Consider the following 21587-nt stretch of genomic DNA (forward strand, 5'->3'; position numbering starts at 1 on the left):
ATTAACGTACTCATCACATCTATATAAGGATCACTTATGAAAAAAATACTTTTGCTTCATTCAAGCCGTGAAGGCCAGACAGTTAAGATCCTTCGTTATATAGAACATGAATTGGCAAAGACTCATCAATGTGAGTTTATAAACTTACATAGTATGCCAGAAATTAACTTTACATTATACGATGCAATCATGATTGGATCCTCAATTCACTATGGACATCTGAATAAAAAATTATATAAATTTATAAAAAATAATCTCTCTGCATTAAATAAATCACAAGCAGCATTTTTTTGCGTAAATTTAACTGCTAGAAAACTAGAAAAAGATACGCCTGAAACAAACTTCTATATGAAGAAGTTCCTGTCCCTTTCACCTTGGAAACCAAAGCTTCTAGATGTCTTTGCAGGTGCCCTCTACTATCCGCGCTATAGATTCGTTGATCAAGTTATGATTCAATTCATTATGAAGATAACAGGTGGTGAAACCGACAGAACAAAGGAAGTTGAATACACAAACTGGGACCGCGTGAAGCAACTTTCCATAAACTTCAGTGCACTTTAGCATTATATCAAGATTCTCTTTCCTAATTCGAGTTCAGATAGCACATCTCAAACATAGTCAACAATGAAATAATCTTTTATTTTAGACATACCTAGTCCTACCAGCTTATTTAATGCTTTTATCATAGCGTAGGTTTCTCTAATCTAAGCGTTATGCTTTCTTAAGCTGAATGTTCCTCCAAGGGATTTTGTGATCCAAAACATTGCCGTCTCTAATAAGAAACGTTTATGATAACCATACCTCATTTTTCCAATCTAATTTGAACCGTATAATTTTTAATAACTAACCGTTAAATTATGCGGATAATCACGTTTTAAAAACGTACGCCTTTTTTGTCGTGGGATAAGTGAAACTACTCGTTTAATTCGAACAATTTCGTAATACTATCTAATATCGTAAGCACCATCAGTTAATATATCATTGATTTTTTTACGGGTCAGTTTGAGTAAGTTATGTAGCACTTCACCGCCAGTTACATTTGGTGCACTTAACTCAGCAGCAAGAATTTGCTCACTGTTTCCCATTATAGCCATGCTTTTTTACTTTAATTTGCCTTTTCCATAAAGTTGAGCCCCTGTAGTATCAATAACTAAGTACTGGATAGCTCCTTTAGTCTTCGTCTTGAGTGCGATATTAACCGTTTTGGCTCACTTAATAAGGCATAAGTAACGAGAGCATAATAACGCCAATTGAACAAGTTTAAAAATGAAATTAACGAATCCTTGCACAGGCCTCTCAATAACATTAAAAATACGCAGTTGCCCATGAAAACCGTTGTCATGGCTAAACCGCTAAATAAACAAGATCTACCATGACTATACGGCTCAGTTTGATGCCATAGCTGAATAGCTTACTGATACTGCTTTTTATTAGTTATTTGATAATCTGGTTTGATCATAACTCTAAATATTTAAATAAAGTTAACTGTTCAGAACATAGCTTGATAATTTAGTGCCTTAATTGGAGAAACACAGCCATTAGCCGTTAAAGAAGCTAACTTAGACGTAATTTGGAAAGATTGTCATCACTGGTACTCTGCGTAATTAAAACTAATTTAACAAAAAAAGCTCTCTAGGGATCTTTCTCTTGTAGCGAAAATTAACATGACAAAGATGTTGTAGCTTGCTCAAGCCACACTAAATCATCACCTTGTAGTAATGGACTTACGTCTTGCCACACTTTGTGGTGGTAATCATTCCACCAAGCAATTTCACTGCTTGTCAACAGAGATGTATTGATTAAACGACGATCAATTGGGACGCGCGTTAAAGACTCAAAGCCCATCATTGCCACATCACCCTGAGTTGGCACTTCTACCACTAGTTCCAAATTTTCGATACGAATACCAAATGAATCTGCGCAATAATAACCCGGTTCATTAGACAGCACCATTCCTGGAAGTAAAGGAATAGTATTAGACGCTTTTGCAATGGACTGAGGGCCTTCATGAACGCTCAAAAAATGACCCACACCATGGCCTGTTCCATGATCATAGTCGAACCCATGCGCCCATAAGTACTGACGAGCAAGCACATCCAATTGATTGCCACAAGTACCTTTCGGAAAACGTGCAGCACCTAACGCAATATGGCCTTTCAGCACTAAAGTAAACGCAATTTTAACGGTATCATTGCAATCACCAATTGCAATGGTACGGGTTATATCGGTAGTGCCACCTAAGTATTGACCACCAGAATCCACTAAATACACATTATTCCACTCAAGCTCACTAGATTTAGGCTGATTGAGGTGGTTATAGTGACACATAGCGGCATTTTCGCCTGCGGCAGAAATGGTGTCAAAACTTAAGCCGACAAACGTCTCATCCAATGTACGGAAACTATAGATCTTGTCAGAAAGCTTTGCTTCATTTGGAAGAATGCCCGCTGTAACTTGTGCATCTAACCATGCTAAAAAACGGCTAACAGCGGCACCATCACGAATGTGGCTAGCTTTTATACCAGAGATTTCAGTACTGTTTTTGATAGCTTTTGGCAATAAACATGGGTCAACAGCATGCACTATATTAATGTTATTTTGATTCAATACTTGGCTCGTCCATGCGTTACTGGTTTGCGGATCAACTAATACAGTTTGACCTGTCATTGCAGCCAATGATGCAGCTATTGAGCCTGGTGGTCGCACGAAAACTCCATTACCTATGTGGTTTAAAAATACAGCAGGTAAACGTAATAAATCAATGAAAAAGTGGACATTACCGTTTGATTCGACAAGCGCAGTTGAAAGCAATACTGGTAGATGCGGTACATCGTCACCACGAATATTGAGTAGCCAACAAATACTGTCAAGTTGACTTAAGAGCGCAACATCTGCCCCCGTTTTAGCAATGGCTTGACCAATTTGTTGACGTTTAGATTCACTACTTTGACCAACCAATTCGTTACCCATCAATTTCGCTTGAGTTAATAATGGCGCCGGACGATCACGCCAGAGTATATCTATTGGATTGCTGTCAATGCAAGTTAAGATTAGTGTATCTGCAACAGTTTTTTCTGCCTGAGCTAACCAGCTTACACTATGCAATTTTGCGTCAACAGCAATTTTACTTCCTGCTGGTAATATTTCGAGCAACCATTGAAGAACAGACGCATCGATTAAATGTCGATATTCAAATGTACCTGCTGGGACTTGTTTACGCACTTGAGCCTGGTAGCGGCCATCAACGAAAACAGCCGCCTTATCACGTGTGATCACTGCGACACCAGCTGAACCTGTAAATCCTGTTGCCCAGTGGAGGCGTTCATTGTGGGATGGAATGTATTCTCCAAGAAATTCATCTTCGTGCGGAATGATCAAAGCGTCCAGTGCTTTATCATCTAACCAACGTCGCAGAGCATCAACACGTTCAGTAATAGTGGCATGCATATTTCATCCTCTTATCACCAGTTTGATTAATCGTAACATTTTAATATAATTAAGTTAAATGATTTCAATGCTCCTATCCTATGCATTTTTCTCTACGGCTACAATTCCTGTCATATGGAGTCATCGTAAAATAATCGACGATTCTGCATTTATTAGGGCTTTGTTTCCTAATTCGAGTTCAGATAGGAAATCCCAACATGATTCACTATTAAACAATCGATTTTGTTTTAAGCACACTTAACCTGGTCGACTTATTTAATGCTTTTATCATAGCTTAAATCTCGTTAATCTAAGCATTATGATCTCTGCAACTCAATACTCCTACAAGTAGTTTTTTGATTCAAAATATTGCCGTCTCTGATAGAGAACATTTATGGTAATCATACTTCATTTTTCAATACTGCTTGAAGCCATATACTTCTGACAACTGGCCTCTAAATTACGCAGATGACTTCATTCTTCTTCACCGTAGATTTTGAGTCCCATAGAATCAAGGACTAAGTGCTGTATGCTTCCTTTATTCTTCGTCTTTTACGTGATATTAACCGTTTTGGCTCGCTTGCTAATGAATGAATAGTAAGAGCATTACAATGGTAGTTGAGCGAATTTGAAAACAGAATTAATTAATCCTTGCAAACCTCTCACTGGCATTAAAAATATGCATTTAACCATAGGGCTGTCTCAATGACTAAATAAATGAGTCTTACTTAATGACCCTACTTAGTTTGATTCCATGCTGAATAGCTTCTTCATCAATCCAGAATGTTAGTGAACCACAATGGCTTAAAGCTTGATTATACTAATTTCAGTTAGTTCTTTTGTAGCAAAGCTTATCCATAGACTTGAATATTTAAGTAAACTGAGCTGTTTAGAACGAAAATGAATAATTGAATTCCCTAACTAAAAAAAAAGCCAGTAGAATATCAGGCAATAGTGCTTATGACACAAGGACGTGTTGCGAAGTCGTTCGTATTAAATGTGTAGTTCCACACATTTCATCAAAAAAGGGAGGACCTTTTGAGGATCGATATTATCCGCGTCATTTAACGGTTAATTACCAAAAATTATACAGTTCAAATGAGCATTGGAAAACGAGGTATAATTACTATGAAAATTCCCTATCTAAAACGGTAATATTCCGAGTCAAAAACTACTCGAAGGGACATGAAACCTAAGAAATTAAAATATTTAGATTGACGAAACCTAAGCAAGCATTTAATAGTTAACCATTGGTAATTTATTAACTGAACTTGAATTAGCAAACAAAGTTCCTTCAGATCATAATTAATTTATTAAAGACATAAGGGAACTCCATTATTAATCTACGCTTTAAATAACCAGTTAGAAATAATATAATTAAGTTTTAATTAATCGTAGTTCACTAATATTTTAGATTGATGAAGAAGCCATTCAGTTATGACATCGTACTAAACTTGGCAATCGTGAGAGGCCTCATTGATTTAGTAACCTAAACATTACGATGGCTATCATGATTAAACGCATATTTTCAATGCCCTTTATAACTCTGCAAAAATTTATTAATTCTGTTTTCAAACTTGCTCAATTACTGTTGTCATGCCCTCACTATTAATACATTAGCAAACAAGTTAAAATGGGCAACGTCGCATGCAAGACTAAGACTAAAACTAACAGAATCTTCCAGTACTTAGCCATTGATTTTTACAGAACTAAAAATTTACGGTGCAGATACATGAGAAGTAAAAATGTATGCCACTGATAGGAAACGTCAAGTCTAGCGCAAGTTGTATATAGCAGCAGATCTAAATACTTATGAAATCATTACTACTAAGTTATGTTCATCAAATGTAACTACTGATGAAGTGCTATCTAATTTTATCAAACATACTCGCCGAAGCATCAATGAAATATCTGACGGTAGTGCTTAGCATACCAGATAATATTGCGGAACCATTCGGATTAAACGAGCACGTTCACTCATCCCATCAAAAAAACAATTTTTGGAAACGAGCTCATCTACGTAATTTAGCACTCAGTTACCAACAGTTATACTGTTCAGATCAGTATTGGAAAACTAGGTATGATTACCATGAACGTTCTCTATCAGAGACAGCAATATTTTTAATCACAAAACTCCTCGAAAGGACATTAAATTTAAGAAATCATAACACTCAGATTAGCGCAACTTATGCGACGATTAAAGCATTAAATAAGCTGGTAAAACTAGATATACCTAAAACAAAAGCTATTGCCCAATAGTTAATAATGTTTGGGTTTGTTATCTAAACTCGAATGAGGAGACAAAATGAATTTAAGCCCCATTTGCTAACCAAACAGGACGTACCGTTCAAAACATCAATTACAATACAAACCACAAATTACCAAAGTATGGGCTAAGTAAATCACCAATTAAAAAATTGAGAAACTGCAGAACAACAAACAATACTAGTACGCTCAAGTCTAATCCACCAAATGATGGTAGTACACGACGTATCGGCGCTACCAATGGCTCAGTTAGTTGGATCATAATAAACTCAATGGGATTATGACCTTGGCTTACCCAACTAAGAATTGCACGCAAAATCAAGACCCAGAACAGTAGACTACCAGCGGCTTTACTTAATGCAATGAAACCTATCAGCAGGTAACTGACATTAAGCAGAGGAAGCCCTCCTGACACAACCAATTGCAATACAAAAAACTTTACTACGCACAGCACAAAAGCAAACACAACTGTTGCAAGGTCGAAGGTAGCAATAGATGGAATCATACGACGAAGCTGTGCAACCACAGGTTGTGTTGCTTTCACCACAAACTGACTAAATGGATTATAAAAATCTGCGCGTGCCCATTGCAACCAAACTCGCAGTAACACCACCATAATATAAAGATCAAATAGTGTTGATACAAGGAAGTTCATTGAATTCATAGAGTTGCCCTAAAATAAAATTGAATTTTTCGCACGTGTAACGTGGTTTGCATGACTTTTACGATTTTTTTGATAGTGGATTATGATTAAATAATGCTTAAAATTTAAGTAATTGTTGCATTTTAACGTCGCTTTTTACGTACGATGGTTTTGTTTCTTAACTCGAATTGAGATAGCAAATCTCAATTCAATTCACTATCAGACAATCGCTTTTAATTTAGGCATACATCGCCCTATCTTCTTGTTTAACACTTTAATTATTACTGAAATTTCGTCACTCGAGACATTGCAATCTCTTAGGATCCATGTCCCTCCGAGTAATTTTGTGACTCAAAACCTCACTGCCTCTAATAAGGAACATGCATAGTAATTATGCTTCATTCTCCAATACTATTTATACTGTATAATTTTTAGTTATTGACAGCTAAATTATGCGGATCACTTCGTTCCAGCTTTTTTCCCTAATTCTAGTTCAGATAGCAAGTTTCAGCATGATTTACTATTAGACGCTTGCTTTTATTTGAAGTATCCCTAGCCCTGTCAACTGTTTTAACTTTTTTATTATTGTCTAAACTTCGTCAATCTGAACATTGTAATCCCTTAAACTAAATGCCCTCCAAATAGTTCTTTGACTCGAAACATTGTCGTACCTAACAGGGAACGCTTATGGTAATCATACCTCATTTTTTATACTTATTTAAACCATATAACTTTTAGTAACTGACCGCTAAATTACGCAGACGGATTCATTCCAAAAAAATTTTTTTTAGTGAACTTAATAGAACAGCTCATTTGATCCGAACGGTTTCGTAATATTATCTGCCGCCGTAAGCGCCATCCCTGATATTTCATTGCTTCTTGAGTGGATCTAGTTAAGTAACATTTCGCTGCTAATTTCATTTGATGAACCTAACTTAGCAGTAATAATTTTATGCGCATTTATATCTCCCGCTATATGTACTTGCGCCAGACTCGTAGTTTACCGTCAGTACCATACTTTTTCACTTTTATTCACCTTCGCCATAGATTTTGAACCCCGTATAATCAAGGGCTAAGTGCTGTATGCTTCCTCTATTCTTCGTCTTGAACACGACGTTTACCGTTTTGGCTCGCTTGCTCATGCATAAATAATGAAGGCATAACAATAACAATAACAATTGAAAAAGGTTGAAAACTGAATCAACTAATCCTATAAGACCTCTCAATAGCATTGAAAATACGCGTTTAACTATAAGAGCCGTCGTAATGGCTAAATCGCTAAATAAACGAGATCTTCCACTATTAACCGGCTTAGTTTGATTCCATAACTGAATGGCCTCTGCATCAATCACAAATGTTAATGAACCACGATTAATTAGAGCTTGATTATACTGCTTCCAGTTGGTTGTTTTGTAATGCAGATTATTCATAGACCTAAATATTCAGGTGAGCCTAGCTGTTTAGAACGTAAATTACTAATTAAATTCCTTAACTTAAAAAATAAAGCCTTCATGCCCCAAAAATTGCTTTTGTTCTTAGCGGAATGAGTGAAACTGCTCGTTTAATACGAATTATTTCATAAGACTGACGGGTGTCGTAAACTCCATCTCCTGATATTTTATTCACTTTTCGGCTGGTCTCTTTGAGCAAATTAGGTAACACTTCACCACCAGTCAGATTTAGTACACTTAACTCAGCAATAATAATGTCATGCATGTTTATATATACTACTACATATAACTTGTGCCAGATTCAACGTCTCCCGTCAGTCCCATGCTTTTTTACTTGTCATTCACCTTCACAGTACACTTGCAACCTCGTAGAACCAATGGCTAAGTGCTGGACGGTTCCTTTAGTCTTACTTTGAATGCGGCATTCACCGTTTTGACTTACTTGACAATGTTATAGAGGGTTAAAGTATGATAACGATAGTTCAACAAGTTTGAAAATAAAACTAATTGATCCTTACAGACTTCTCAGTAACATTGTTTACCCTCGTTTGATTACAGACATTATCGTTATTACTAAGTCACCAAATAAATGTTGTCTTACACAATTATATATAGCTGAATGGTTCTTCATTAATTCAATGCTAGTGAACCACAATTAATTAAAGCTTGATTATACTCTTTCCAGTTAGTTGTGTTGTAGCAAAGCTTACCCATAGACCTGAATATTTAAGTGAACCTAGCTGTTTAAAACGAAACTTAATCATTGAATCCCCTAATTTAGGAAACAAAGTTTCTTAAAGTTGCTAGTTCTATGTCTAAGTTGTCAATCATCATTTTAGCTACTCCCGAATGCATTTTATTGAACTCGTCCATAAACAGTAGCTTTTGTAAAATTTTAATGTTTTGCTTCCGCTTGTATTACTTTCATGATAAGGAAGTAATACATTTGCGAGGTACAAGCTGTAGCTATAATACCATTAATCTCAGTTTTTTCTGACCAATGGAAATGTATTTGGCATCACACGAATAAGGTTAAATAGTGCTACGGTCATTTCACACAAATATGCAACGAAAATGCCCGCGGTAATAGATATGAACAGTTTATAATGCCAATTAATGTTTTTTAGAGCTACAAGCAGTTCAACCATATCTTATTGATTCACACCTAGCACCTCGACGTTAGCACTATTTACGATTTCAATTGTATCCTCATTGGTGTTAATGCCAGAGGTATTATAAAAAAAGCATTTTTTTGGTGTTAAATTTACTGCCGTAATGTCTGCCGCGAAGTTACCTAATGCTATCAAACTGGTAATGATAGAGCACGCATATTATATGCACCAATAAAAACGATTGCACATAGTTTTGTTTCCTAATCCAAGTGCAGTTAGCACATCCTAACTGATTAATTTTTGTCAATCACTTTCGTATTAGGGATACCTAGCCCAGTCAACTTATTTAACGTTTTTATACAGCGGAGATTTCGCTAACCTAAGCATTGCGATCCCTTAGGCTCAGTGTCCTTCGAAAAAATTTTTATCTCTAAGCATTGCTACTTCTAATAGGAAACGTTTATGGCAACCATACCCTATTCTCCAAAAGATGCTTCATTTCTTGGAGGTATGAGTGGAACCAAGCGTTTGATACGAACGATGTCATACACACCACCGACTAATATTTCATTAATTTTTTAGCGGATCTGTTTGAGTAAGTTAGGTCGCACTTCACCGTCAGTCATATTTGGTGTGCTTAACTCAGCAGCAATGATTTCATGCGTATTTATCTCTATCGCCAAATATAATGTGCGTCAAACTCACAGTTTTCTATCAGTACCGTACTTTTTTGCTTTCCATTTACCTTCACCGTAGACTTGGAGTCCCGTAGCATCAATAGCTAAGTGCTGGATGCTTCCTTTATTATTCGTCTCGAACGTAACGTTAATCGTTTTAATTCGCTTGCTAATGCATGAACAGTGAGGGCATAACAATGGTAGTTGAGCAACTTTAAAACAGCATTAATGGCTCCTTGCAAACCTCGCAACGACATTGAAAATACGCATTTCACCATGAGAGCCATCGTAATGGCTACGTCGTTAAACAAATGAGGCCTCCCATTATTACCCGACTTCACTTGATTCCATTGTTAAATAATTTTTCATCAATCTAGAATAATAGTAAACCTACCTGTTTAGAGCATAAATTAATAGTTTAGTTCCCTGATTTGGGAAACAAAATCATCGTACATTACTCCATAAATCTACACCCTATTGATATAGATAAGATAATCGTACTATGTAGTTATTCTTAGTATTTGTGTGTAGCATAGTTTCTCGCACCAAAAATAGCGGTACCAACTCTCACCATTGTGCTACCTGATGCTATGGCGGCATCTATATCTCCACTCATACCCATTGACAGCGTATCAAAACGCGCACGTGATGCCTTCATTTCTTTAAATAATTGAGAAAGTGGCGCAAACGCGGTGAGTTGACTATCATGATTATTTTCTGGCTGTGGAATACACATCAACCCACGAAGCTCTAGGTTAGGTAGCTGATCTATTTCATCCGCCAGTTCTTTGACATCATAAAATTCAATGCCAGATTTAGAAGATTCACCACTGGTATTCACTTGAATTAATAACTGCAAAGGGGGCATATAATCTGGGCGTTGTTCGCTCAATCGACGGGCGAATTTACTGTGTCTAACTGAGTGAACCCAATCGAAATTTTCAGCTACTATACGGGTTTTATTAGACTGTATTAGTCCAATAAAATGCCATTCAAGGTTGAGATATTGTTCTCTGAAATAAGTTATTTTATCTACCCCTTCTTTAACGTAGTTTTCACCAAATTGGCGATGGCCTGCTGCTGCTGCATCAGCAATTGCATTGAGAGGTCTGGTTTTACTTACCGCAATAAGTTGCACATCAGATAATTTTTTTCCACATTTTTGTGTTGCGCTGTCTATTTGTTTGATAACTTTTTCTAAATTTTGTTTGATACTACACATGATTAATTTTTCAAAGATATAAATAAATGAATATTACTAAATTACTAGACTGTAATAGCATTGTTGTCTAATCCAAGTTCAAATAGCAAATCCCAACATGATTAACAATTAAGCGATCACATTCGTTTGAAGAATGCCTAGCCCGGCCAGCTTATGTTAACGTTTTTATCTTGGGAGGAGCTTTCGATAATCTGAACATTATGCGCCCTTAACCTCAATATCTCTACCAGTAGGTTTTTGACTCGAAACATTGCCATCTCTGATAGGGAATGCTTATGGCAACCATGCCTCATTTTTCAGTGTGAATTTGAACCATATAGCTACTGGTAGCTGACCGCTAAATTACATGAATAATCTAACTCCTAAAAGTTGCTCCTTTTCTTGGTGGGATGATTGGAACCATTCGTTTGATGCGAATAATTTTGTAACATTATCTGATGTCGTAAACACCGTCTCCTAATAGTTTATTAATTTTTCGGCAAGTCTGTTTAAACAAGTTAGATAGCACTTCACTGTCAATAACATTTGATGCACTTAACTCAGCAGCAATGATCTCATGCATATCTATATTTACCACTCAATGTAACTTGCACCAAACCCACTATTTTTCATCAGTGCCATACTTTTTTTATTTACCATTCGTCTTCACTGTAAACTTTTATCTTCGCAGAGCCAATGGCTAAGTGCAGGATTATTCCTTTAATTTACGTCTTGAACGAGCTTTATTTCCTAAATCAAATGACTAAATTATAAATCTATGTTCTAAACAGCTAGGTTCACTTAAATATTCAAGTATATGAACAAGTTTCACTACCAAATAACCAACTGGAAACAATATAATTAAGTTTTAAGCAATCATAACTCACTAATATTCGGGATCCATGAAGAAGACATTCAGTTATGGAATCAAACCAAGCTAAATAGTCATGGTAAACTTCATTTATTTAACAACTGAATTATTACGACGGCTCTAATTATCAAACGTATATTGTCAATACCTATAAGTGGTCTGCACGGATTTATTAATTCTGTTTACAAACTGGCTCTACTGGCATGGTCATTTCCTCATTATTCATGCATAAACAAGCGAGTCAAAACGACTAGTGTCTCGCTCAGGGCGAAAACTAAAAGACCATCCCGCACTGAACCATTGATTTTATGAAGCTAAAAGCCTACGATAAAGGCAAATATAAAGTAAAAAACATGGTATTGATGGAAAATAGCTGATTTGGTGCAAGTGACATTTCATGGTAGATATAAACACGCATGCAATCATTATGGCTAAGTTCAGTGCATCAAATCTGACTGACCATAAAATGCTATCTTACTTGTTCAAATAAATTTATCGAAAAATCAATGGAATATAAAGCGGTAGTACTTACGACACCAGACAAAGTTACGAAACCATTCAGATTAAACGAGTTGTTTCAATCATCCCGCCAAGAAAAGGAATAACTTTTGGAGAACGAGATCATTCGCATAATTTAACAACTCATTAGGCTTTGTTTCCTAATTTAAGTTCAGATATCCAATGCCACATAATTCACTATTAGACGAGCACTTTCGTTTTAGGTATATCTAGCCCAGTCAGCTTATTTAACGTTTGTATCATGCCTTAGTTTACGTCAATTTGGGCATTGTAATCACTGAGGCTCCAATGTTCCTCTGAATAGTTTTTGATTTAAATCATGGCTATCTCTGCTAAAAAACGTTTATGGTAATCAGCTTTATTGCCTAAATAAAGGACTAAATTTTCAATCAACACTCTAAACAGTTAGGCTCACTTAAATATTCAAGTTTATGAATAATTTTGCGGCAAAACAACTAACTAAGAGTAGTATAATCAAGCTTTTATCAAACATAGCTCAAGAATATTCTTGATTAATGAAGAAGCTATTTAGCTATAGAATCCAACTAAACAGGATAATAATAGGAGATTTCGTTTATTGAGCGACTTAGACATTGCGACGGCCCTCATAGTTAAATGCGTATTTTCAATGCCATTGAGGGGTCTGCAAAGAACCCATAATTTTGTTGTTAAACTGACTCAACTACTATTGTCATGCCCTCACTATTCATGCATTAACAAGCAAGCCAAAACAATTAACGTCATGTTCAAAACAAAAAATAAAGAAGCCATACAGTACTTAGTCATTCATTCTACGTAGGCTCAAAGCCTACGGTAAAGGAAAATAGAAAGTAAAAAAGCATGGTACTAATGGAAAACAGCGAGTTTGGCAAAAATTACATTTAGCGGAAGATATAAATATGCATGAAATCATTACCGCTGGGTTAAGCGCATCAAATGTGGCTGGCGGTCACGTGCTGCCTGACTTGTTCAAGCAGGCCCACCGAAAATCAATGAGATATCACCTAATGGTGCTTACAATACCAGGCAATGTTACGAAACCATTCGTATTAAACAAGCGGCTCCACTCATCCCGCCACAAAAGGGGTAGTTTTTTAAACACGAGATCATCCGCGTAATTTAGCGGTCAATTACCAAAAATTATACAGTTCTAAGGAGCATTGGAACATGAGGTATGGTTACCATAAAAGTTCCCTATCAGAGACGGCAATGTTTCAAGTCAACAAAATACTTGGAGGGACGTTGAGTTTCAAAGATCACAATCCTCAGATTAGCGAAACTTGAGCCATAATAAAAGCACTACATAAGCTAACTGGGCTAGCTATGCATACAACAGAAGTGAGCGTCTAATAATTAATGATCTTTGGATTTGCTGTCTGAACTCAAATCAGAAAGTAAAACTCATGAAAATGATCGTGATATCTAAATCGCTAAACATTTAAGTGAACACAGCGGCTTGAAGCATAGATTGGTAATTTAAGTCCCTGATTCAGAAAATAAAGCCGGCCCAGCTCATAGAGCATACCTTGCAACCAAAGCAACCGAGCATCAAGAAAACTAAATTTAATAAACGAGTACTTATACAGATTCAAAGTTCATTCATAAAATCAGTTGATGAGATAATGATAAATCAAATTTGCGTAATAGATTTTGAAGTCTCGATGTCATGCTTAATGGAAAACTATTACTATCATTATCACTTCGCTAATAGGAAAGAGAAAAGACTTGTTTCTTTATTTGACACAAAAAAATTAAGTATTTTTCCCATCTCGAAAAAAATTTATCAGAAGTATACGACATCTACAACAAACAGTGTCTATTGTTATTCATACTCAAATCTTTATGCAATCTATAGTTTTTTCAAATAAGCAGATCACGATTTTAACATTTAATTTATGTCTTATACATAGTTCAGCTTAGTTTAACGTCCACTGATAGCCAAAACAGATCATTCAGTTTAAGCTATCCACAAATTTAATATATAAACTTAAATAAATCATGTATCGGAGTAAATCATGTATCAAAAGCAAGTAAAAATCACTGCTGAGAATGGTCTGCATACTCGTCCTGCAGCTCAGTTTGTTAAGGAGGCAAAAAGCTTCGATGCAAAAATTACTGTTAAATGTGGCAGTAAAGAAGCTAGCGCAACTAGCTTATTCAAACTTCAAACTCTAGGCCTGACTAAAGGTACTGTAGTCACGATTAAAGCTGATGGTGCACAAGCTCAAGAAGCTGTTGATTACCTAGTGAAACTGATGGATGAATTAAAATAATCTAGCTTTGCTCTATCCATCAGCTCTTAAAATTGATCAACGTAAGGTAAAGCTATGACTTCAGGTATTCTGGCATCTCCAGGTATTGCATTCGGTAAAGCGCTACTACTTCAAGAAGACGACATCGTAATCAATAAAAACCCACTTCCAGTGGATCAGCGGGATGCGGCAATTCAGCGCCTGTACGATGCACGTGAAAAATCTAAACAACAGCTTGAAGCCATTAAAGCAGAGGCTCTCATTACTTTCGGTAAAGAAAAAGAAGCTATCTTTGAAGGCTATATAATGTTATTGGAAGATGAGGAGCTAGAAAAAGAAATCATAGCTTTCATTAAAGACAACAATGCTTCTCCTGATTATGCTATCTATAGCGTACTCGAAGAACAAGCAATGACTCTAGAATCTCTAGATGACGAATACCTCAAAGAACGCGCAACTGACATTCGCGACATCAGTTCACGCTTTGTCAAGAATGCTTTAAGTCTCAACATTGAGTCTCTAAGTACTATCAGTGAAGAAGTAATTTTGGTTGCTAACGATTTAACACCGTCTGTGACTGCGCAAATTAATCTAGATTACGTTCTAGGCTTCATCACCAACATTGGTGGTCGCACATCTCACACATCTATTATGGCACGCTCACTAGAACTGCCTGCTATTATTGGCACTATCGACATTACTTCGCGTGTAGAAAATGGTGACATGCTAGTTCTTGATGCAATTAATAATAAAATTATTATCAACCCAAGTGCAAACGAACTGATTGAATTCCAAAAGATCCGTGACACATTTATCGCGGAGAAAGAAGAGCTAGCAAAACTAAAAGAGCTGCCTGCTACTACTCTTGATGATCATCATGTAGAAGTTTGCGGCAACATTGGCACTGTAAAAGATTGTGATGGTATTAACCGCAACGGTGGCGAAGGCATTGGTCTTTATCGAACTGAATTCCTGTTCATGGACCGAAATGCACTGCCTACTGAAGAAGAGCAGTACAAAGCATATAAAGACGTTGCTTTGGCAATGAAAGGCCACCCAGTGATTATCCGTACTATGGATATCGGTGGTGACAAAAATTTGCCGTATATGGACTTGCCAACAGAAATGAATCCCTTTTTAGGTTGGCGTGCAATTCGCATCAGTTTGGATCGTCGTGACATTCTACGTGCTCAACTTCGTGCAATGCTTCGCGCATCTGCTCACAGCAAACTTCGTATGATGTTTCCTATGATCATCTCTGTAGAAGAAATACGGGAGCTGAAAGCAGCCATCAAAGAATACAAAAGTGAACTTCAGGCGGAAGGTTTAGCGTTTGACGAAAACATCGAGATCGGTGTAATGGTTGAGACACCAGCAGCAGCAGCGATTGCTAACCACTTAGCAAAAGAAGTGGAGTTCTTTAGCATTGGTACAAATGACCTGACCCAATATACTCTTGCGGTTGACCGTGGCAATGAGATGATCTCTCATCTATACAATCCATTATCTCCAGCAGTACTTACTGTTATAAAACATGTTATTGATGCTTCGCACAACGAAGGGAAATGGACTGGCATGTGTGGTGAACTAGCAGGCGATGAGCGTGCAACTTTATTGCTAATGGGTATGGGTCTGGATGAATTCAGTATGAGTGGCATCTCTATCCCACGCATAAAAAAAATTATTCGTAATGCTAACTTTGCTGATGTTCAAGCCATGGCAGAAGAAGCACTCACAATGCCTACAGCTGCGGAAATCACTGAACATGTGGAAAAATTCATTGCAAGGAGAACTGTCTGCTAATATAGCAGCAACGTATTAATAACGCTTAGGAGCACACACTATGGGTCTATTTAACAAACTGAAGAAGTTGGTTTCTGATGACAGCAGCGATGCGAATGTCATTGAAATAGTTGCACCATTGTCTGGTGAAATCGTAAATCTCGAAGACGTGCCCGACGTCGTTTTTGCTGAAAAAATTGTTGGTGATGGCATCGCTATCAAACCAACTGGCGACAAAATGGTTGCACCTGTTAACGGTACTATTGGTAAAATTTTTGAAACTAACCACGCATTCTCTATCGAATCTGATGATGGCATCGAGATGTTTGTTCACTTCGGTATCGACACTATTGAATTGAAAAGTGAAGGTTTCAAACGTATCGCTGAAGAAGCCCAAACCGTTAAAGCAGGTGACACTATCATAGAGTTCGATCTAGCAATGCTAGAAAAAAAAGCTAAATCTACCCTAACGCCTGTTATTATCTCAAATATGGATGAAATTAAAGAGCTGCATAAGTTTTCTGGTCTTGTCACTGTTGGCGTAACACCAGTACTGCGCATCAAAAAGTAATATTCTTTCTGTATGAAAAAAGCGTGGCTTTGGCTGCGTTTTTTGTTACCTACGGTTGAATTTCAGTTAATAGCAAATACTAACATTATTCACTATTAAATAATCGCTTTCGCGTTAGGCATACCTAATCTTACTAGACTTATTCAATATTTTTATCATGGCACAGATTTTACTAAATTTACCTTAGGCGTAATACCCCTACCAGTAGTTTTTTTACTCGAATCATAGCTGTATTTGCTAAGAAACGTTTATAGTAACCCACTTTATTTTTTACATAAGAGAACTAAATTTTTAATTAATATTCCAAACAGTTAGGCTAACTTCAATATTCAGGTTTATGAGTAATCTTCGCTACAAAGCAACTAACTGGGGCAGTGTAATCAAGCGTTAATCAACCGTGGCTCACTAACATTCTCGATTGATGAAAAAACAACTTAGTTATGGAGTAAAACTAAGCACGGTAATCGCGATTAAACACGTACTTTAAATACCGGTGAGCTGTATGCAGACTTCAATAGTTATGTTTTCCAGTTTACTCAATTGCCGTTGTCATGCTCTTATTATCCATACGTTAACATGCGAGCTTAAACGGTTTACGTCACGTTCAAGATGAAAATCAAAGGAGCCATCCAACACTTAGCCATTGATTCTACGAACCTAAAAGGCTACGGTGAAGGAAAATGAAAAATAAAAAAGCATAACGTTGATAGGCGACATTGAGTTTAGCGTAAATTACATTTAGTTCTAGATACAAAGACGCATGAAATCATTGCTGCCCAATTAAGTTTATTCAATGTGTCTTATGGTGAAATACTACCTAACTTACTCAAACAAACCCACCGCAGAATCTATGAAGTATCAGGCAATGGTGCTTACGACGCTAGATAATGTTACGTAACTATTCGTATTACATGAGCGAATCCTCTCATCCCACCAAGAAAAGAAACAACTTTTGAAGAACGAAATCATACGTGTAATTTAGCAATTAGTTACCCGAAGTTATACGATTCAAATCAATATTGAAAAATAAAATATGGTTACTATAAACGTTCCCTAACAGAGACCGCAATGTTAAAAATCACAAAACTACTCAGAGGAACATTGAGATTAAGAGATCACAATGCTCAAATTGGCAAAACCTACGCTATGATAAAAGCGTTAAATACGCTAACCGGGCTAGGTATGCCTAACACGAAAGCGATTGTTTGATAGTTAATCATGTTAGGGTTCACTATTTGAACTCAAATTAGGAAACAATACCGTTCGCTTTTAAATGAATGGCCTTAAGGTGATGTCTCCCTTTTGCTGTATCTGAGGAACAAAATTTTTTAATCTTTATTACAACTAGATATTCGCAACCAGCCAAAGGAATAAACCGTGAAACAACTTTTTTTTACCCTAACAATGATATTAATGCTTTCTACCCCAACTGCAAATGCACAGGATAACTACATCTCCGATGAATTATTCACCTACATGCATTCAGGTCCAGGTACACAGTTCCGTATTATCGGCAGTATCAACGCGGGCACAAAAATTACGATTGTAGATAGAGATGCTAATGCGGATTATACACAAGTTATCGATGAACGCGGACGTAAAGGTTGGGTCAGCAATAAACATGTATCCCGCCAGCCAGGTCTAAAAATACGTATACCTTCGCTTGAAAAAGAACTAGCACAAGTAAAATTAATGCTCGCAAATGCGAAGGATAATTCAAAAATAAAAACCAAAAGTTTAATTGAATCTCTGGACCAACGTAATGCGCAGCTTAAAAAGCTCGAAATATACACTAATGACCTCCACCACAAGCTGATAAATGCACAGAGTGAAATTCGTGCATTACATGCACGTATTGATACGCAGAAGGATAATTTACTCATGAGCTGGTTTACGTATGGCGCAATCGTTGCGGGTGGTGGTTTATTGCTCGGTCTAATTCTTTCGCATTTAATTCCACATCATAAAAAACGCAATAATGATTGGACATGAGCATTACCTAAAACTAAAAAAAGTTAATTAACGCAACTTTTTAATTTTAAAACGGTCATGTATTCCATAAATTGATCATTGTCTTGCAAAAATAATACTCACGCTCAATGGATATACTAATAATTTCGTTATGCATTTCCGTTGATCTGAGGCTTTTTTTTTAATTAGAGTTTAGGTAGCAAATCCTAGCATTATGAACTATTCGGCAATTATTTTAATCATACCTAGCTATGTCAGCTTATTTAACACTTCTATTGTGGCGTAGATTTCGCTAATGTGAGCAATGTGATCCCTTAGGTTTAATGCACCTCCAAGTAATTTTGGACTCAAACTATTGCTGTTTCTACTAAAGAACGTTTATGATATATAGCTTTATTTTTTAAATCAGGAAACTCAATTTTCAATCGACACTCTAAGCAGCTAGGTTAACTTAAATATTCAGGTCTATGAAGAAGCTTAGCTACAAAACAACTAACTGGAAGCAGTATAATCAAGCTTTAATTAATCGTGGTTTACTAACCTTCTAAACGGATAAAGAAGCCATTCAGCTATGGCACTAAACTAAACAGAGTCATCATGAAAGACCTCATTTATTTAGCGACTTAGTCATTAGATGGTGAAATGCATATTTTCAATGCTATTGAGAAGTCCGTAAGGATTCATAATTTTTATTATTAAACTTGCTCCACTGCTGTTGTCATGCTCTCAATATTCATACATTAGCAAGCGATCCAAAAAGATTAACTTCACATTCAAAATGAAGAATAAAGGAACCATACAGCACTTAGCCGTTAATTCTACAGGCCTCAAAATCTATGGTGCAGGCGAATGGAAAGTAAAAAAATATAGATCTAATGGAAAATAACTAGTTTGACGTAAGCTACATTTAGCATAAAGATAAATACGCATAAAGTCATTGCTGCTGAGTTCAGTGCGTTAAATGTGACTGACGGTGAAGTTCTACCTAACTTGCTCAAACAGACTCGCTGAAAAATAAATAAAATATCAGCCAATAGGACTTACGACACCATACAATGTTACGAGACCATTCGCATTAAACGAGCGGTTCTAACCAGCATTGAAAAACGAAGTATAGTTACCATACACACTTCCTACCAGAGACGGCAATGTTTTGAGTAAAAAAGCCACTCAAAGCGGCATTGAGCCTAAGGCATCACAACGCTTAGATGAGTGAAACCTACCCCATGATAGCAGTCTTAAATAAACTTAGAAGGCTAAGTGTGGTTAAAACAACAGTGAGTATCTAATAACTAGCCTTGTTAAGACTTGCTATCTGAACTCAAATTAGAGAATAGAACCTATTGGAGGGAGTAATGACACAGATAAAACAGCTTTTTGTAAATAACCTAAAATGGTCAAAGACTATAAAAAAAAATAATTCAGCCTATTTCTCTGAACTCGCCAAAGCTCAGCATCCTGAATATCTTTGGATTGGCTGCTCAGACAGTCGGGTTCCAGCAGAGCGTTTAACTGGGCTTAATTCGGGAGAACTTTTTGTTCACCGCAACGTAGCAAATCAAGTTATTCACACTGATTTAAATTGCCTATCAGTCATACAATACGCCGTCGACATACTCAGAGTCAAGCACATCATAATATGCGGCCACTATCGTTGTGGTGGTGTACATGCTTCTATTGAAAATTTAGAACTTGAGCTCGTCAATAATTGGCTTCTTCACATTCGTACTCTTTATCATAAACACAATCGTCATCTCAGTACATTGAGTTTGGAGGAACAAGGCAACTTGCTGTGCGAGATAAATGTGGCTGAACAAGTATATAATTTAGGAAATTCCATAATTTTACGTGATGCGTGGGGACGAGGACAGGATATTCAAATTCATGGGTGGTTTTACGATATTAATGACGGTATATTAAAAGACTTAGGCATCACAGCAAACAATTTAGAAATGTTAGAAGCTGGTTATTCATCGGTAATGGCACAAATAATGCTTAGCAACTAACCTTAATATGATTATAAGCGAAATTAAGATGATAGTAAATAGTATAGTTAGATTGTGTGTTCAATGAATGTGCCAATCTCTTTATCATGCATTTTAGTTGATTTTTAGTATGCTAATATTTTTTAAGTTTTATTTTTTAATGCAAGTTGTACTTTACTATCGGGATTCAGATTAGGAAACAAGGCTCTTTACTACTGATTTTTGTTACTCCAGACTGAATAACTGTGCAAAAATACACCATCCCAGCGCTAGAAAATATAAAATATGCGTAATTCAGATAAATAAGATCAATGAGTAAAAACCTTTAAAGCAATTTTAAAAGAAGGAAAATTTAGTGCTCAGGGTGAAATTATTGATGTATTAAAAGCACAAAGCTTTGAAAACATTAATCAGTCGAAAATTTTACGTATTTTTACTAAATTTGGAGCAGTACGTACACGTAATGCAAAAACGAACATAGATTACTGTCTACCTATAGAACTCAATGTACCGATCATCAACAGCTCACTTAAAGAACTAGTGATAAACATTGATTACAATGAAACTCTTGTTGTCGTTAATACTGGCTCAGATGCAACATAATTAATCGCTCGTCTACTCGATTCTTTAGGAAAAGCTGAAGGTATTATGGGTATCGTTGCAGGAAATTATACATTTTTCATCACGCCAACGAGCGTAATCACCACTGAAGATCTTTTTCATACTGTAGGCAACCTATTCGAGACTACACCCGCTAACATGTCATTTACATCCTCCAGCTTTATTTCTTAATTCGAGTCACGTTGCAAACTTCAACATGATTCACTATTAAACAATCGCTTTCGTATTAGATATCCCTAA

Annotated in this window: 12 protein-coding genes and 9 pseudogenes; 12 read left to right on the forward strand and 9 right to left on the reverse strand. The window is 36.4% G+C overall.

Going from position 1 to position 21587, the window contains the following annotated elements; genetic code table 11:
- Positions 1-36 precede the first annotated feature (36 nt).
- Complete coding sequence (gene hemG / locus BTN50_RS03775; RefSeq protein WP_096619079.1) at positions 37-561, forward strand: menaquinone-dependent protoporphyrinogen IX dehydrogenase; 525 nt, start codon at positions 37-39, stop codon at positions 559-561.
- 47 nt (positions 562-608) lie between these two features.
- Here hemG and BTN50_RS09395 read toward each other — a convergent pair.
- The 3 genes and pseudogenes from BTN50_RS09395 to BTN50_RS12160 form a co-directional block, all read right to left on the reverse strand.
- Positions 609-1408: pseudogene (locus tag BTN50_RS09395) on the reverse strand (transposase).
- Positions 1409-1659: 251 nt separating this feature from the next.
- Positions 1660-3447: an aminopeptidase P family protein gene (locus BTN50_RS03780; RefSeq protein ID WP_096619080.1), complete on the reverse strand. Its 1788-nt coding sequence runs from the start codon at positions 3445-3447 to the stop codon at positions 1660-1662.
- Between the two features lie 456 nt (positions 3448-3903).
- Positions 3904-4246 (reverse strand): annotated as a pseudogene (locus BTN50_RS12160) (transposase); the annotation flags it as partial.
- Positions 4247-4813: 567 nt separating this feature from the next.
- On the opposite strand from BTN50_RS12160, the pseudogene BTN50_RS03790 reads away from it, so the two are divergent.
- Positions 4814-5685 (forward strand): annotated as a pseudogene (locus BTN50_RS03790) (IS5 family transposase).
- Between the two features lie 100 nt (positions 5686-5785).
- Here the strand turns inward: BTN50_RS03790 and BTN50_RS03795 are convergent.
- The 6 genes and pseudogenes from BTN50_RS03795 to BTN50_RS10065 all read right to left on the reverse strand — a co-directional run bounded on the left by BTN50_RS03795 (position 5786) and on the right by BTN50_RS10065 (position 11373).
- The gene (locus BTN50_RS03795; protein ID WP_096619081.1) at positions 5786-6355 is read right to left on the reverse strand and encodes a YggT family protein; all 570 of its coding nucleotides are present in this window, start codon (positions 6353-6355) and stop codon (positions 5786-5788) included.
- Positions 6356-6857: 502 nt separating this feature from the next.
- Positions 6858-7764 (reverse strand): annotated as a pseudogene (locus BTN50_RS03800) (IS5 family transposase).
- A gap of 79 nt (positions 7765-7843) precedes the next feature.
- Positions 7844-8050, reverse strand: coding sequence for a hypothetical protein (locus tag BTN50_RS03805; protein ID WP_096619082.1), 207 nt, complete (start codon positions 8048-8050; stop codon positions 7844-7846).
- 1548 nt (positions 8051-9598) lie between these two features.
- A pseudogene (locus BTN50_RS12165) lies at positions 9599-9915 on the reverse strand (transposase).
- Between the two features lie 173 nt (positions 9916-10088).
- Positions 10089-10796 (reverse strand): YggS family pyridoxal phosphate-dependent enzyme, encoded by a 708-nt coding sequence (locus tag BTN50_RS03820; protein WP_096619085.1) that lies wholly within the window; start codon positions 10794-10796, stop codon positions 10089-10091.
- Between the two features lie 430 nt (positions 10797-11226).
- Entirely contained in the window at positions 11227-11373 is a 147-nt protein-coding gene (locus tag BTN50_RS10065) for a hypothetical protein (RefSeq protein ID WP_161492941.1), read from the reverse strand.
- 381 nt (positions 11374-11754) lie between these two features.
- Here BTN50_RS10065 and BTN50_RS12170 point away from each other — a divergent pair, with 381 nt between their 5' ends.
- The 10 genes and pseudogenes from BTN50_RS12170 to BTN50_RS03870 form a co-directional block, all read left to right on the forward strand.
- Positions 11755-11958, forward strand: coding sequence for a transposase (locus BTN50_RS12170; RefSeq protein ID WP_223823256.1), 204 nt, complete (start codon positions 11755-11757; stop codon positions 11956-11958).
- A gap of 691 nt (positions 11959-12649) precedes the next feature.
- Positions 12650-13515: pseudogene (locus BTN50_RS03830) on the forward strand (IS5 family transposase).
- Positions 13516-14180: 665 nt separating this feature from the next.
- Positions 14181-14438 (forward strand): HPr family phosphocarrier protein, encoded by a 258-nt coding sequence (locus tag BTN50_RS03835; RefSeq protein ID WP_096619087.1) that lies wholly within the window; start codon positions 14181-14183, stop codon positions 14436-14438.
- Positions 14439-14492: 54 nt separating this feature from the next.
- On the forward strand, positions 14493-16220 hold the full coding sequence (ptsI, locus tag BTN50_RS03840; RefSeq protein WP_096619088.1) for a phosphoenolpyruvate-protein phosphotransferase PtsI: 1728 nt from the start codon (positions 14493-14495) through the stop codon (positions 16218-16220).
- 40 nt (positions 16221-16260) lie between these two features.
- The gene (gene crr, locus BTN50_RS03845; RefSeq protein ID WP_096619089.1) at positions 16261-16770 is read left to right on the forward strand and encodes a PTS glucose transporter subunit IIA; all 510 of its coding nucleotides are present in this window, start codon (positions 16261-16263) and stop codon (positions 16768-16770) included.
- A gap of 337 nt (positions 16771-17107) precedes the next feature.
- Positions 17108-17979: pseudogene (locus BTN50_RS03850) on the forward strand (IS5 family transposase).
- Between the two features lie 168 nt (positions 17980-18147).
- Positions 18148-18762: a TIGR04211 family SH3 domain-containing protein gene (locus tag BTN50_RS03855; protein ID WP_096619090.1), complete on the forward strand. Its 615-nt coding sequence runs from the start codon at positions 18148-18150 to the stop codon at positions 18760-18762.
- Between the two features lie 446 nt (positions 18763-19208).
- Positions 19209-20030: pseudogene (locus BTN50_RS03860) on the forward strand (IS5 family transposase).
- 66 nt (positions 20031-20096) lie between these two features.
- Positions 20097-20747: a carbonate dehydratase gene (gene can / locus BTN50_RS03865; protein WP_096619091.1), complete on the forward strand. Its 651-nt coding sequence runs from the start codon at positions 20097-20099 to the stop codon at positions 20745-20747.
- A gap of 294 nt (positions 20748-21041) precedes the next feature.
- Positions 21042-21518: pseudogene (locus BTN50_RS03870) on the forward strand (transcriptional regulator ArgR); the annotation flags it as partial.
- Positions 21519-21587 lie beyond the last annotated feature (69 nt).

The organism is Candidatus Enterovibrio altilux, assembly GCF_002381345.1.
Lineage (GTDB): Bacteria > Pseudomonadota > Gammaproteobacteria > Enterobacterales > Vibrionaceae > Enterovibrio > Enterovibrio altilux.

Bases quoted from the DNA above. Each gene is read 5' to 3' on its own strand.
- BTN50_RS03805 (WP_096619082.1), bottom strand. From the start codon at position 8,050: ATGCATGACATTATTATTGCTGAGTTAAGTGTACTAAATCTGACTGGT.
- ptsI (WP_096619088.1), top strand. From the start codon at position 14,493: ATGACTTCAGGTATTCTGGCATCTCCAGGTATTGCATTCGGTAAAGCG.
- BTN50_RS03820 (WP_096619085.1), bottom strand. From the start codon at position 10,796: ATGTGTAGTATCAAACAAAATTTAGAAAAAGTTATCAAACAAATAGAC.
- hemG (WP_096619079.1), top strand. From the start codon at position 37: ATGAAAAAAATACTTTTGCTTCATTCAAGCCGTGAAGGCCAGACAGTT.
- crr (WP_096619089.1), top strand. From the start codon at position 16,261: ATGGGTCTATTTAACAAACTGAAGAAGTTGGTTTCTGATGACAGCAGC.
- BTN50_RS03795 (WP_096619081.1), bottom strand. From the start codon at position 6,355: ATGAATTCAATGAACTTCCTTGTATCAACACTATTTGATCTTTATATT.
- BTN50_RS03780 (WP_096619080.1), bottom strand. From the start codon at position 3,447: ATGCATGCCACTATTACTGAACGTGTTGATGCTCTGCGACGTTGGTTA.
- can (WP_096619091.1), top strand. From the start codon at position 20,097: ATGACACAGATAAAACAGCTTTTTGTAAATAACCTAAAATGGTCAAAG.
- BTN50_RS03835 (WP_096619087.1), top strand. From the start codon at position 14,181: ATGTATCAAAAGCAAGTAAAAATCACTGCTGAGAATGGTCTGCATACT.